Origin of the sequence: Peribacillus glennii, assembly GCF_003429105.1 — a bacterium.
GTDB lineage: Bacteria > Bacillota > Bacilli > Bacillales > DSM-1321 > Peribacillus > Peribacillus glennii.
In genome coordinates this window covers 89,477-103,642 of sequence record NZ_QVTD01000005.1, presented here as the reverse complement: position 1 = coordinate 103,642, position 14,166 = coordinate 89,477, and the positions used below count along the sequence as shown (strand labels likewise).

General features: G+C 43.5%; 16 protein-coding genes. 12 read left to right on the top strand and 4 right to left on the bottom strand.

Annotated elements, in window-relative coordinates:
* Positions 1-62: 62 nt before the first annotated feature.
* Positions 63-329: a DUF3055 domain-containing protein gene (locus D0466_RS10000; protein WP_117322426.1), complete on the bottom strand. Its 267-nt coding sequence runs from the start codon at positions 327-329 to the stop codon at positions 63-65.
* A gap of 246 nt (positions 330-575) precedes the next feature.
* On the opposite strand from D0466_RS10000, the gene D0466_RS09995 reads away from it, so the two are divergent.
* Positions 576-1,013, top strand: coding sequence for a DUF86 domain-containing protein (locus tag D0466_RS09995; RefSeq protein ID WP_117322638.1), 438 nt, complete (start codon positions 576-578; stop codon positions 1,011-1,013).
* Between the two features lie 48 nt (positions 1,014-1,061).
* Positions 1,062-1,829, top strand: a complete 768-nt coding sequence (locus tag D0466_RS09990; RefSeq protein WP_117322425.1) for a TIGR01457 family HAD-type hydrolase — start codon at positions 1,062-1,064, stop codon at positions 1,827-1,829.
* 78 nt (positions 1,830-1,907) lie between these two features.
* Here D0466_RS09990 and D0466_RS09985 read toward each other — a convergent pair whose 3' ends face one another.
* Complete coding sequence (locus D0466_RS09985) at positions 1,908-2,405, bottom strand: phosphatidylglycerophosphatase A family protein (RefSeq protein ID WP_117322424.1); 498 nt, start codon at positions 2,403-2,405, stop codon at positions 1,908-1,910.
* 193 nt (positions 2,406-2,598) lie between these two features.
* Between D0466_RS09985 and yutH the strand changes: the two genes are divergently transcribed.
* The 6 genes from yutH to thrB all read left to right on the top strand — a co-directional run bounded on the left by yutH (position 2,599) and on the right by thrB (position 9,389).
* Positions 2,599-3,600 carry a spore coat putative kinase YutH gene (gene yutH / locus D0466_RS09980; RefSeq protein WP_117322423.1) on the top strand — a complete coding sequence of 334 codons (1,002 nt, stop codon included), beginning with the start codon at positions 2,599-2,601 and terminating at the stop codon, positions 3,598-3,600.
* Between the two features lie 123 nt (positions 3,601-3,723).
* Positions 3,724-4,713 carry a 2-hydroxyacid dehydrogenase gene (locus D0466_RS09975; protein WP_117322422.1) on the top strand — a complete coding sequence of 330 codons (990 nt, stop codon included), beginning with the start codon at positions 3,724-3,726 and terminating at the stop codon, positions 4,711-4,713.
* Between the two features lie 28 nt (positions 4,714-4,741).
* Positions 4,742-5,659 (top strand): L,D-transpeptidase family protein, encoded by a 918-nt coding sequence (locus D0466_RS22890; RefSeq protein WP_233522603.1) that lies wholly within the window; start codon positions 4,742-4,744, stop codon positions 5,657-5,659.
* Positions 5,660-6,097: 438 nt separating this feature from the next.
* Positions 6,098-7,396, top strand: a complete 1,299-nt coding sequence (locus tag D0466_RS09965) for a homoserine dehydrogenase (protein WP_117322421.1) — start codon at positions 6,098-6,100, stop codon at positions 7,394-7,396.
* Positions 7,393-8,454, top strand: a complete 1,062-nt coding sequence (thrC, locus tag D0466_RS09960) for a threonine synthase (RefSeq protein ID WP_117322420.1) — start codon at positions 7,393-7,395, stop codon at positions 8,452-8,454. Before D0466_RS09965 ends, thrC begins: the two co-directional genes overlap by 4 nt.
* Complete coding sequence (gene thrB, locus D0466_RS09955; RefSeq protein WP_117322636.1) at positions 8,454-9,389, top strand: homoserine kinase; 936 nt, start codon at positions 8,454-8,456, stop codon at positions 9,387-9,389. The genes thrC and thrB overlap by 1 nt, the downstream gene beginning before the upstream one ends.
* A gap of 84 nt (positions 9,390-9,473) precedes the next feature.
* Here thrB and D0466_RS09950 read toward each other — a convergent pair whose 3' ends face one another.
* Positions 9,474-9,710, bottom strand: a complete 237-nt coding sequence (locus D0466_RS09950) for a NifU family protein (RefSeq protein WP_101633544.1) — start codon at positions 9,708-9,710, stop codon at positions 9,474-9,476.
* 192 nt (positions 9,711-9,902) lie between these two features.
* On the opposite strand from D0466_RS09950, the gene D0466_RS09945 reads away from it, so the two are divergent.
* The 4 genes from D0466_RS09945 to D0466_RS09930 all read left to right on the top strand — a co-directional run bounded on the left by D0466_RS09945 (position 9,903) and on the right by D0466_RS09930 (position 12,642).
* Positions 9,903-10,241, top strand: a complete 339-nt coding sequence (locus D0466_RS09945) for a YuzD family protein (protein WP_117322419.1) — start codon at positions 9,903-9,905, stop codon at positions 10,239-10,241.
* Between the two features lie 656 nt (positions 10,242-10,897).
* The gene (locus tag D0466_RS09940) at positions 10,898-11,122 is read left to right on the top strand and encodes a spore coat protein (protein ID WP_101633546.1); all 225 of its coding nucleotides are present in this window, start codon (positions 10,898-10,900) and stop codon (positions 11,120-11,122) included.
* Positions 11,119-11,487 (top strand): spore coat protein, encoded by a 369-nt coding sequence (locus D0466_RS09935; RefSeq protein WP_117322418.1) that lies wholly within the window; start codon positions 11,119-11,121, stop codon positions 11,485-11,487. The genes D0466_RS09940 and D0466_RS09935 overlap by 4 nt, the downstream gene beginning before the upstream one ends.
* Before the next feature lie 18 nt (positions 11,488-11,505).
* Complete coding sequence (locus D0466_RS09930) at positions 11,506-12,642, top strand: zinc-dependent alcohol dehydrogenase (RefSeq protein ID WP_117322417.1); 1,137 nt, start codon at positions 11,506-11,508, stop codon at positions 12,640-12,642.
* Positions 12,643-12,821: 179 nt separating this feature from the next.
* Here the strand turns inward: D0466_RS09930 and D0466_RS09925 are convergent, their stop codons facing one another.
* Positions 12,822-13,889, bottom strand: a complete 1,068-nt coding sequence (locus tag D0466_RS09925; RefSeq protein WP_117322416.1) for an NAD(P)/FAD-dependent oxidoreductase — start codon at positions 13,887-13,889, stop codon at positions 12,822-12,824.
* Between the last annotated feature and the right edge of the window lie 277 nt (positions 13,890-14,166).

Below are 14,166 nucleotides of genomic sequence, written 5' to 3'. Positions count from 1 at the left end.
CACCCTTTTGTTCGAACGGCCGTCGCGTTCGTTTTCTAAAAGGGTTCCCAGCTGCAGTGAAATTACACTACTTCATATAAAAATGATCGCAGCTCGGTGGCTTCCTCCTCTTCAAGCTGAAAGGCATGCTCGATATAGCCTTCTTCCTCGAGGTCGTCATGGCCGATGATTGCAAAACGGTTGCTTTGCATGTCGAGCACAAGCTTTTTTCCGTAAAAACGGTCAGTCGCAATGATAGCAAGGTCGAACCTCGACTGCTCACCCATAAAACTTACAAACCGGGTTTTTGAATCAATCAAATCATTATACAAAAAAAATCGTTCTTCCAAAGAAATGTCCCCTTTCGAAACACTTAGACTATTCGATTTTTCCTGCTTTCATCATAACAAAAAACGGGGTGGGGCAGGAAAAAGAATTCGATCGGCCCTGTGCACTGAGGTGTAATTGAGTGTGCAGGGCAAACTATGGTATGATCGAATTATATTGTGATTTTTACATATGGGGGAGTTTGTCAGAACCCGGAAAACAATTCTTCAAAAATGAAAAAGGCGTCAAACAGAAAGGATCTGGGAATTATGTATTTTGTAGACCGACAAAAGATTGAGCATATTCTCGTTTATCTTGAACGGCAAATGAGCCTCTTTGAAAGCACGACTTCTTGGGATACAGAAATTTCCAGGACTGCAGTGGAGAGAATTATCCAGACCTCGATCGATGCAGTGCTTGATGTGGGCAACGCGATGATCGATGGTTTTATCATGCGCGATCCTGGAAGCTTCGAGGATATTGTTGATATACTGCTTGATGAAAAAGTGATTGATGCGTCTGTCGCAGATGGGTTCAAGCAGGCCTTGTTACTGCGAAAGATGCTTGTGCAGGAATATATAAACATATCACATCAAGACTTGCTGGGAACTTTTACTGAAATCCAGGAAGCCTTTAGGGCATATCCAGATTTGGTACGTCGTTATATAACAAATGAATTAGGCCCCGTTTCCGCGTTTAAGAACTAAAAAGGTGGCTGGAAAACTCAATTGATGCAGCATTTAGGAGTGAACAGAATGAAACAGTATAAAGGTTATTTAATCGATTTAGACGGCACAATGTATCGGGGAACCGAAAAAATAGAAGAAGCCGGGGACTTTGTCCATGAGCTGAAAAAGAGGGGAATACCCTATCTTTTTGTGACGAACAATTCATCAAGAACCCCCGCACAGGTAGCTGAAAAACTGCGGAGCTTTGATATTCCGGCTGAGGATGAACAGGTATTTACGACAAGCATGGCGACTGCCAATTTTATCGCTGAACGGAAACAAAACGCTTCTGTTTATGTGATTGGTGAAGAAGGGATTATCCAGGCACTTGAGGAAAAGGGTATGGCCTTTGATGATGAAAACCCTGATTTTGTAGTGATTGGGATTGACCGCAGCGTGAATTATGAAAAATTCGCAAAGGCATGCCTTGCGGTGCGTAATGGGGCTGTGTTCATTTCAACGAATGGAGATATCGCCATCCCTACTGAAAGGGGGCTGCTCCCGGGAAATGGCTCATTGACATCGGTTGTCGCCGTTTCCACGAAGGTACAGCCGATTTTCATTGGTAAACCGGAATCGGTGATTGTAGAACAGGCCCTGAAAGTCCTTGGTGTGCCGAAAGAGGAGACGATCATGGTCGGCGATAATTATGATACGGATATCCTCGCAGGCATCAATGCAGGAATGGATACGGTGTTGGTTCATACAGGAGTGACCACAAGAGAGCTGCTTCAAACTTATAAAGAACAGCCCACCTATACAATCGAATCCTTGGATTTCTGGGGGTTTGAATAAGATGAAAAAGACCGTTTCCGCAGGCTTACTTAGCAGCGGGAATGGTCTTTTTGCGGGAAGTTACTCCGAAGGGGATGATTACTCTGCGTTTTCCACACGGTGCGCCAGCCTGCTTGATGCGGCCGCGGCAATGGCCCCTACGATATCATCCAAAAATGTATGCACCATACCTGTACTCTTATCATTTAAATATTTAAGGATACCGGGTTTTTGTTTATCAATATAGCCATAATTGGTAAAACCGATCGAGCCGTAAACGTTGACGATTGAAAAGGCGAGGATTTCATCGACTCCGTATAATCCTTCATCAACTTGAATGATCGTTTGAAGAGGCTCTTCAAGCATCTTTTTTTCTGCCAGCATATCAAGCTGAATGCCTGTGATGATTGCGTTTTGTACCTCACGTTTGGATAACACCCTTTCTACATTATGGATGCAGTCCTCCATCTTCAAATCATCATGGTAATTCTTTTGCAGGTACATAACCAAATCTGCTATATCCTGTACTGTCACCCCTCTCTCCCCTAACCATTTCCTGGCTGTTTGTTCGGTGGGATTTAATTCTTTTTCTGCCATATGATCACCCGTTTCTATATAGTTCTATGGTTTACAAGCCATATCCTTAAAAAACCTGCAGGAATAAATCGTGTAATGAAATGTTTATTCAAAGGATCATTTTTCATTCAGAAATTCACGCTTTCTTCATATATATAAGGATAGAGTATCCAATTAGAGGGACTTTACACGTTTTTGAAAGCAGGTGTTTGTTATGATTGAAGAAATCATTCTTAAAAATTACGGGGTACATGTAGAGAGGGAAGAGCCGGTTGGCCGTTATCCTTCCTTTCTGTCAGGGAATGTAATATATAATATTATCCCGCTTGAAAAATTGGAACAGGAAGAATTAGTGGAGCGGCTAAAAATGTCTGAGCATCTCATTCAGACTGGGGACCGTTACGTTTCGGAATTTGTCCTGGCAAATCACCAAAGCTATATTTCTGAAGCGGATGGCCAAATGTTTATTCTGCTTGCGAACACAGTCCTTGCGAAAGGGAGAGATAAACTTCTCGGAAGGAAACTGGCAAAATTCCATGCCCGGGCCCGCTCCATCTCTCATCCAATCAAACAATGCTCACGGATGGGGAATTGGAAAACCCTCTGGGAGCAAAGGATTGACCAGCTCGAAAAAATGTGGGGGGAGAAACTTCAATCACATCCGAACAATCATTTTGAAAAGCTTTTTGTGGAGACATTCCCCTATTATATGGCGCTGGGTGAAAATGCCATTCAATATTTGGTGGATACTGAAATTGATGCAAGCCCTGAAGCAATTGATGCAGGCACCGTCTGCTATGAACGATTTACAAATGATACGTGGAGCGGCAAATATTGCATTAAAAATCCATTCGATTGGATTTTTGACCACGGAAGCAGGGACATAGCCGAGTGGACGAGGCAAAGTTACTTCACCAACCTTCATACATACCAGCCGGGACTGCAGCAATTTTTAAACGACTATCAAACCATCAACCCGCTCAGCGCCTTTTCTTCCAGGCTGCTGTATGCCCGGCTTATTTTTCCGATACACTATTTCGAAACCGTCGAAGAATATTACAGCGAACCTTCTGAAGCCCGTTCGCTCCAGCTCGAAGACCAATTAACGCTCTATACCGAAAAAAGTGTTCATTATGAAGAATTCCTGCGGCACTTTTACGAAATGGCCAGCATGCCGGTAAAGAAGATGAAGTTACCTTTGCTGACCTGGCTATAAAAGTATTCTTTTGTAAATAGTGAAACTTTTTAATTAATTTCCTTGTTCGTGCATTCAATCCTCTATTTTCCTATGTTATGATAATTATAACTTTCAAGGAATAGATAGGAAGGAGGAAAAGCAATGGCGAAAAAGTATGTGTTTATTTCAAGAAAACTTGCACCTGAAACCGTAGAGAAATTGAGGGAACAGTTTGAAGTAAAGATGTGGGACTATGAAGACCAACCTGTTCCCAGGGAGATTCTTATTGAGGAAGCTAAGAGAGCGGACGCGCTTTTGACAATGCTGACAGATAAGATTGACGAGGAGCTCCTTTCAAGCGCCAAGAACCTTAGAGTTGTCGCCAACATGGCTGTAGGATTCGACAATGTCGATGTAAATGCCGCTTCTGAGAGAGGGGTTGCCGTTTGCAATACACCTGATGTATTGACGGATACAACTGCCGACTTAACCTTTGGATTATTGATTGCTGCGGCCCGCCGCATTGTGGAATCAGCGGAAGCGGTGAAAAATGGGGAATGGAAAAGCTGGAGCCCGTTTTTCTTGGCGGGACATGATATCCATCATAAAACGATTGGCATTGTCGGCATGGGCAAGATCGGGGAAGCAGTTGCCAAACGCGCAGCCGGCTTTGACATGGAAGTGCTTTATCATAACAGGTCCAGAAAGACCGAAGCAGAAAACGGGCTTGGTGCGATTTATTGTGAATTCGGCGAACTGTTGCAGCGGTCCGATTTTGTTGTTTCCCTTATCCCATTATCCAATGAAACATTCCGGATTTTTAATGCTGATGCGTTCAGGAGAATGAAAAATTCAGCCATCTTTGTCAACGCCTCGCGGGGGGCTGTCGTTGATGAGAATGCCTTATTTGATGCGTTAGTCAAAAAGGAAATAGCTGGAGCTGGCCTTGATGTTTTTGAAAAAGAGCCAATTGACGCCAGCCATCCGCTGCTAACCTTGAAAAATGTCGTTGCCCTGCCGCACATTGGCAGCGCAAGCGTTGAAACAAGACTCGGAATGATGAATCTTTGCGCGAAAAATATAACGCTGATACTTAACGGGCGTGAGCCGGAAACACTCGTAAATAAATTATGGCTTTCCCAGAACTCATGAAACTGCATAAGCACAGGAGAGATAACATTTGAAGAAACTGACAGGAATCGCGGCTATTGTGATTTTACTTTTCACAAGCACTATGTTTGGCAAAGCCGAGGCAGCGGTCAGCCAGCCAACAAGCTGTCCGAAAAACGGCTTTCAGGTTGTCCTGAAACAAAAAACTGATATAAAGCAAACACCTGCCACCAAATCCAAAACAATAGGCACACTTGCTAAAAACAGAACGTATGGCGTAATATCGCGTGCAGGCGGCTGGTACAAGCTTTGTTATAAAAGCAAAACCGCATATATCGCAGCATCAAGTACAAAGGAAGTATTTAGCGGTCTGGACAAGCTGCTTGTTTCAAAGTTTAAAAACCGGACGAACGTCAAACAAGTGCTTTCAGCCACAAATTCGAAGTTGTCTGATAAGAAAGTTACAATCAGAGCCTTCGAATATGTCTACGGTGAATGGAGACGGGCATTTCCACAAATGAAGGGGGTCATCGGCTATAACGGATTCGCAGTAAGCAAAAAAGAAGGCGACGGCAAATCACCGATGGGAATCTATTCATTTGGGACGGCTTTCGGTACCGTTACAAAGCCATCAGGCATGGCATGGACATATAGAAAGTCAACGACAAATGATTATTGGATTGATGCACCATCATCAAAATATTACAACAAATGGTACACATCAGCACGAAAGCCTGCGGTCAGCCATGAAAAAATGTATCAGCCATTATATAAATATGGTGCCGTAATTAATTACAATACAAGCTCAATTGTTAAGGGCAAGGGTAGCGCGATCTTCCTCCATATATGGCGCGGTTCAAACAGCGCGACAGCCGGATGCGTTGCCACGGAAGAAAAGAACGTCGTCAGGATTTTAAAATGGCTGAACCCGAAAAGCGATCCGCGTATTGTGATGGGAACAGTTGATTATGTGAAAAAAATGAAGTGAAAAAAATGCTTTTCCTGTATAGGAAGAGCTTTTTGCTTCCATTTTAAAAAGGCAGCAACGAGCATCACTTCCAAAGATCAACTGAGTGTTTTACGGGTTAAATGGCTGCTCGGTTTTGCTGTGTAAAATCGTACAGTATCCAGGGGATATTTAAAAGTTTAATTATCTTCATTCAACACTGGATACACGAGGTGGCCAATTTGATAAATTTGTATAAGCGCAACGATATGATCGATTATTGCCTAATTCACACTCGCCAAAAGGCGAGTTTTCTTTAAGAACCCCAAAAAATTATTTCCAATAGTATCAGGCATTTAAACGCTTTCATTCTTTTTCTTTCAAGTTCTGACTATTGAAAAAAAAGCAAATAAAACTTATAATGTCTACTATGAAAATACAAATGTTTTTTTAGAGAAAACAATAACAAGGGGGAGCAGTATGAAAGCTATCTCAATCGGATTATTAGGGTTAGGTACAGTTGGAACAGGAGTAGTGAAAATCATTGAGAGCCATCAAGATAAATTAATGCACCAAATCGGCTGCCCTGTATCGATAAAGAAAATACTAGTGAAGAGTTTATCAAAAGAACGCCAGGTGCCTGTTGACTCGAGCCTGCTTACTGAGCGCGTGGAAGATATAGTGGAGGATCCGGAAATCGATGTCGTGATCGAAGTGATGGGCGGCGTTGATGAAACCCGAAGCCTCCTTTTAACAGCGCTCCAAAATAAAAAGCACATTGTGACAGCGAACAAGGATTTGATGGCCTTATACGGGCCAGAACTACTGTCAACTGCAACGGAAAACGGCTGTGACTTGTTTTACGAAGCCAGCGTGGCTGGCGGGATTCCGATTTTACGAGGGCTTGTGGACGGCCTGGCATCAGACCGGATCACCAAGATGATGGGCATCGTAAATGGAACGACCAATTTCATTCTAACGAAAATGAGCAAAAATGGCAGTGCCTATGAGGATGTATTGAAACAGGCGCAGGAATTGGGCTATGCGGAAGCTGACCCCACCTCGGATGTGAGCGGGATGGATGCAGCCCGTAAAATGGCAATTCTGGCTACACTCGGGTTTTCGATGACCATTGATCTGGACGATGTAAAGGTGCATGGAATCACAGAAATAAGCAAGGATGATCTGGAATACAGCAAAAAGCTCGGCTACACCATGAAATTAATCGGAATTGCTTCACGTGAGGGAGAGAAGGTTGAAGTAAGCGTTCAGCCGACATTGCTTCCGGAAACGCACCCGCTTGCATCTGTCAATGATGAATATAATGCGGTTTATGTTTATGGGGAAGCAGTCGGCGAGACAATGTTCTACGGTCCCGGTGCGGGAAGCCTGCCGACGGCTACAGCTGTCGTTTCCGATTTAGTGGGGGTCATAAAGAACATGAGGCTTGGAGTGAATGGCAGAAGCACTGTGGCGCCGCAATATCCGAAATCACTGAAGGCCCCTGAAGATATTAATGCCAAATTCTTCATCCGTCTGCATGTGAGTGATGAAGTCGGCGTGCTGGCGAACATCACATCCATCTTCTCAGAGCATGGCGTGAGCTTTGATAAAATCCTTCAGCTGCCATTAAAACAGAAGGAATCGTCAGAAATTGTCCTGGTAACTCACAGAGCTTCGCTGTTTAATTTTGAAAATATCATGCAGGAATTAATAGATAATCCAAGAGTCAAGGAAATTAAAAGTACATACAGGGTTGAAGGAGAGGGAGCGATATGAGCTGGAAAGGGCTTTTACAAGAATACAGATCATTTCTGCCGGTTACGGAACAAACACCTACATTGACACTGCTGGAAGGAAATACACCGCTCGTCAATTGCCAAAGGCTGTCCGATCAATTGGGTGTAGAACTATATGTGAAATATGAAGGAGCCAATCCGACAGGCTCCTTTAAGGACCGCGGTATGGTAATGGCAGTCGCAAAAGCGGTTGAAGAGGGAAGCGAGGCTATCATATGCGCATCGACCGGGAATACATCCGCTGCGGCAGCCGCATACGCCGCGCGGGCAGGCTTGCGTTGCATCGTTGTCATTCCTGAGGGGAAGATTGCAATGGGAAAGCTTGCGCAAGCGGTTATGTACGGTGCCGAGATCATTTCCATTGAAGGGAATTTCGATAACGCCCTTCAAATAGTACGCAACATCAGCGAAGAGTCTCCAATCACTCTTGTGAATTCTGTCAACCCATACAGAATTGAGGGCCAGAAAACGGCAGCTTTCGAGATTTGCGATGTGCTTAGCGGTGCCCCGGACGTACTTGTGCTCCCGGTTGGGAATGCCGGAAATATAACTGCCTATTGGAAAGGCTTTAAAGAATACCACGAGAAAAAAGAAACAGGGCTGCCGGAAATGAGAGGGTTTCAAGCAGAAGGGGCTGCGGCAATCGTACATGACCGGGTCTTTGAGAGCCCGGAGACGATCGCCACTGCCATCCGCATTGGAAATCCGGCAAGCTGGAGGTTTGCCGTTGAAGCAGCCGCTGAATCAAATGGCAAAATAGATGAGGTTTCGGATGAAGAAATTTTGGCGGCCTACCGTATGCTTGCCAGAAAAGAAGGAATTTTCGCCGAACCGGCATCTTGTGCTTCTATCGCCGGATTACAAAAACAGCTGCAGAGCGGAGAAATCCAAAAGGGAAGCAGGGTTGTCGCAGTATTGACCGGAAACGGGTTAAAGGACCCGACAACTGCAGTGGAAACAAGTGTAATCAAGCCCGTCCTTCTTCCAATGGATGAGAAAATCATCCTTGATCACTTGCAGGGTGTGTCTAAGCCATGATAAACGAAGGCGAGATGTACTCAATCACTGTGCCGGCCAGCACTGCCAATTTGGGGCCCGGATTTGACTCCATCGGCCTCGCCCTTGGACTTTATTTGAAATTGGACCTTCAACTATCAGATCAGTGGGAGGTCATTCCACTTTCTGAGGAGCTAGCTGTTTTCCCTTCCAATGAGGAAAACTATATCATTTCCATTGCTAGAAAAATTGCTGCCGGGTATGGCAAGGAACTCCACCCCTGCCGCATCTATATATCAAGTGAAATTCCTTTGACGAGAGGCTTGGGCAGCAGCGCCTCCGCAATCGTGGCCGGAATTGAATTGGCTGATGCGGTGGCTGGGCTGCAATTGACGAAGGAAGAAAAGAACCGGCATGCTTCCACCTTCGAGGGGCATCCGGACAATGCCGGAGCGTCTGTATTTGGGGGACTGGTAGTAGGAAGGCATATTGAGGATAAGACGGATGTGCTTTCTTTCCCGCTTGCGGATGTGAAAGTGGTCGCCATAATCCCGGATTATGAACTTCCGACAGAGGATTCACGAAATGTCCTTCCGAAGAGCCTTCCGCTTTCTGACGCGGTACAAGCCAGTGCTGTTTCTAATGTACTCCTTGCCGCTTTGCTTACCCAGCAATGGAGCCTTGCTGGGCAAATGATGAAAAATGACAGGTTTCACCAGCCTTTCCGGTCCCATCTTGTTCCGCACTTGGCGCAGGCAGAAAAAATTGCCGCCCAAGCCGGGGCATTTGGAACTGCATTGAGCGGAGCAGGACCGACGGTAGTTTGCTTTACGTTATGCGAGAACGCAGGAACAGTAAAACAAAGGCTAACCGACGCTTTTCCTGATTTTCTCATTAAAGAAATTGAGATTGATAATCATGGAAGCAAAGTAGAGAAGCAGGAGAATTCGAAAATCAGCCCGATAGAAAAGGCTTGACCCCTTTAACAAACAAAAAAGCTGACTGGTGAATGCCTCTTTTAAAAGGCTTTTCACTTGGTCAGCTTTATTTATGGGTACTTATCAGAATACTTGTTCCACTTCTACTACGCCAGGTACTTCTTCAAGAAGGGCACGTTCAATCCCGGCCTTAAGCGTAATTGTAGAGCTTGGGCAGCTTCCGCAAGCACCAAGCAGGCGAAGCTTAACGATTCCTTCATCCACATCTACAAGTTCGCAGTCTCCGCCGTCACGAAGTAGGAACGGACGAAGCTTATCCAGTACCTCTTGAACTTCCTCAAACATTGCCTGTTCAGACATTGCAATCGACTCCTTTCTTATCTAATATTATAAAGCCAGAACCAAAAAAAATCCAACTCAAACTTTATAATAATTTTAATTTCTTTCACTCGCATTTATCATCAGTTACAATAATATGTAGAAAATATATTGAATAGCCGTGGCTGAAGCTGTATTATCATTGCCATCAGAGTAAAAACTTGGAGGGGAACCATGGATAGAAAAGAGATTGAAATACAAGTATACGGAGCCGAACAAATATGTGCAAGCTGTGTAAATCTGCCTTCTTCAAAAGAAACTTCTGATTGGCTTGAAGCGGCCCTTGCCCGTAAATTTCCGGGACAGCCTTTTACAGTTACATATATTGATATATTCAATCCCCATGAAGATCAGATGAAGCAAGACTTTTCCAAAAGAGTCATTGATGAAGACCTTTTCTATCCTGTTGTCGTTATAGAAGGTGAAATCGTCGGAGAAGGAAATCCCCAGCTTAAAACAATTGTCAAGGAAATGGAGAAATTCGGGTACAGGTTGTTTAAGGACGGAAATTAAAAGGGTCGCCCATTACGCAGCATTAATATGAGCACAAAATCCCTTATCGAGCAGAGTTCTAAAATGTTTGTTCCGTAGAAAAAAAAGTTCTTTTACATCATTCAAAAAACACCTAGGTGCGGTATTTGAACATTCCCTCTTTATTCCTCTTATAATCGAGAAGATTTATTTGCAAGATAAAAGTGCGAATGACTATCCAAATGAGAGTGGGAGTGATGAAGGATGCCAAATGGAAAGGGTACACACAGTTACGCGAATCCAGAAAATTTTGACCCTAGAAGAGTAAAGAAAGAAAGACCGAGTAAAGATTCAAAAGAAACCTGGAACACAACTGAAAAATAGAATAACACCAGTTGTGTAGCTTCCGGAAAATAGATGAGATGTATAAAACTAACCATTCGACGGTATATTATTATTACCTTTCATCCCTTGAAAGGTAACGGCTGAACCTCACAGAAGAATCTGTGGGGTTTTTTTGTTAAAACACCCTATAGGACTCAGATCAGGCAGAACATTTTTGAGTAGCTTTTAACAATTCTTTTTATATTGTTATACAAAGTCATGTAATGTAAATTAATTTAACCAAATTATTAGTCACATAACAGATAAATTGTCCGGCAATACTACTGTTGAGATAACACTGGAGGTGAATATAAATGGAACAGACAGGACTAGCCTACCATGAAACAATGGAACTCCATGAAATGCTTAATTTCAAAACCACTTGCATTATCAAGTCAAAAATGATGTCAGGCGTGGTTTTCGATCAAGATTTGAAAGCGTTTATGGTCAGAGACGTAGAACAATCGATGAAAGCAGTTGAACAATTACAAAAAATTTATAAAATTCCAAATCCAGTGAATGAAGGTGATATTCAATGATCAATGATTATATGGAGGTTGAAAATGCTGAAGGCATGCCCGAGATGGCAGATTCAGCATTGGCATTAGAATTTTTACTCAGCGTTAAAACTGGGGTTAGGAACGCAGCATATGCTTTGACAGAATCCAGGACTCCGGAAGTAAGGGCTGCCTTCAGGGAGCAGTTGGAGGAAGGACTCGCTTTACATGAAGAGGTGTCCAATTTCATGATGAAGAAGGGTTGGCTGCATCCCTATAACGTAAATGACCAATATCAATTGGATCTTAAATCCGCTAAAGGAGCCATGATGATCGGCAAGTTGGATCTATTCCCTGGTGACACTTCCCGCATGGGCATGATGGCCCAAATTGATGATGACGAATAATAGGAGGAATGAGATACAATGAAGGCAGTTACGTTTCAAGGGATTAAGGACGTTAGGGTCAAGGACGTTCCGGATCCAAAAATAGAGAAAAAAGATGATATTATTGTTAAAATAACTACCTCAGCAATCTGTGGATCCGATTTGCATTTAATACATGGAATGATCCCAAACTTTCCCGAAGATTATATTATTGGGCATGAACCGATGGGAATTGTGGAAGAAGTCGGCTCCGATGTGACGAAAGTGAAAAAAGGAGATCGGGTTATTATCCCATTTAACGTTGCTTGCGGGGAATGTTTTTATTGTAAAAATCATTTGGAAAGCCAATGTGACAACTCCAATGATAATGGAGATATGGGCGGATTTTTTGGCTATTCTGACCTGACAGGCGGTTACCCGGGAGGGCAAGCAGAATACCTGCGTGTACCATACGCAAATTTCACGCCATTTAAAATTCCCGAAGATAGTGAAGTAAAAGATGAAAGTCTGGTTCTACTTGCAGATGCGGCATCAACTGCATTTTGGTCAGTCGATAACGCCGGTGTAAAAGACGGGGATACGGTCGTTATACTTGGATGCGGACCTGTAGGGCTTCTTGCTCAGAAATACGCCTGGTTAAAAGGAGCAAAAAGGGTAATTGCGGTAGATTATATAGATTATCGTTTGCAGCATGCCAAAGAAACAAACAAAGTAGAAATCGTAAACCTTGACCAACATAAAAATACTGGAGAATACTTGAAAGAAATCACCAAAGGCGGGGCGGATGTTGTTATAGACGCTGTAGGTATGGATGGAAAAATGACCCCGATGGAATATCTTGAATCTGGTTTGAAACTACAAGGCGGAACCATGAGTGCCGTTGTTATTGCCAGCCAGGCAGTCCGTAAAGGCGGTACGATTCAAATTACCGGTGTATATGGCGGCAGGTATAATGGATTCCCGCTTGGTGATATTTTTGAACGAAACGTAAATATCAGGTCTGGACAGGCTCCGGTGATTCACTATATGCCGCATATCTATGATTTGGTTTCTTCAGGCAAGGTTGATATCGGCGATGTAGTTACACATGTACTTCCTTTGAATCAAGCGGAAAAAGGATATGAGCTTTTTGATACGAGGCAAGATAACTGCATTAAGGTTGTTTTAAAGCCTTAGTAAGAAATCACGAAAAATATACCATGAGATTGAACTGCATCCCAATTGTTAGCTATAAATAATAGTTGGAGGTGCAGTTTTTGCTATGGTAAGGATGGGACTTTCAAGAAGAAGTACTGAATCATTTTTGTATCCTCGACAACTCCTTTTTGGAGTCATCGAGGGCTGGAATTTAAATATTATCCATTATGATGTTTATACATCCAAAGGATCCCTGATTTCAACAATCTGGCTACCCTGCCTGTGATGGCGCGGTCGGCCACAAGGCCAAAGCCGTGTTTTTTTCCAAGTGATCCCAATACACCTTTTAGTTTAATGGTCGGGAAGCTCTCAGGCAGCGGTTCGCTGGCCCATTTTTTCAAAAGGACTTCCACGATTTGCTCGGCCTGTCCTTCAGCAAGCTGGGCACTTGGAGCGTGCGGCAGGCTTGCGCAGTCTCCTACAACAAAGACACTGTCATCGCTTGGAAGGAAATGCTGGGGCGTCAAGACGGCCCGGCCGTGTTTATCTTTTTCTATATCCAAATCCCTGACAATTTTATTAGGCTGGATGCCGGCAGTCCACACAATGACATCGCTAGGTATCGGCTCACCATGGTTATATAAAACATTTTCCTGGACTTCCGTGATATTGGAGTTAGATACAATTTCTACATGATGGTCCCGGAACCATGATTCTACGTATGTACTTAAGCGCTTAGGGTATGCTGATAATATATGGTCGCCGCGGTCAAATAATTTAATTTTTAAATCAGAGCGGCTTTCAATCAATTCACTTGCCAGCTCAACGCCGCTTAGACCAGCGCCGACAATGGATACCGTTCCCCCCTCCCCAAGATTGTTCAGCGCCTGGTAGGTACGTCGGGATTTATCAATTGTCTGAATGCTGTAAGTAAATGTTTCAGCGCCGGGAACATGATGGTAATTATCTTCACACCCAAGCCCGATCACTAAATCATCATAAGCAACAGCTTCCTTGCCCTTAAGTAGGACTTGTTTCTCGGCTAGATTTATAGAAGTGATTTCCCCGTATACAGTTTTCAAACGAGGATCCTCCGGAAAAGACACACGAATGTGCTGATCGGAAATTGTACCGGCTGCCAAGGCATAGTATTCTGTTTTCAAACAGTGGTATGGATTTCGATCCACCAAAGTAATGGTCACATCGTCAGGCAGATGATCCGGCAGCAATTTGTGAAGAATTCTCATTCCTCCATAACCGCCGCCAAGTATGACTAAGTTCTTCATGTGAATTTCCCCTTTGTGTTCTGCTGAATGACTTGTTACATGTTTCACTTACCCCATAATCCAAAATACAATCAACCATGTTGGATAACCCTGCATCCTTTCTGTTGTATCTCAGGATTTGTTCAGGATAGTAATGATTGCATGTGAAGCTTTATTGTTGGCGAATTAAAGTAAATCCATAAAAAGTATAACGAAATTGTCACATAATCACAATAACTATATCAAACTTAAAGCGTTTTCCAAAGCCGGATTCATTGACGAGTCATCAAAAAAGAGG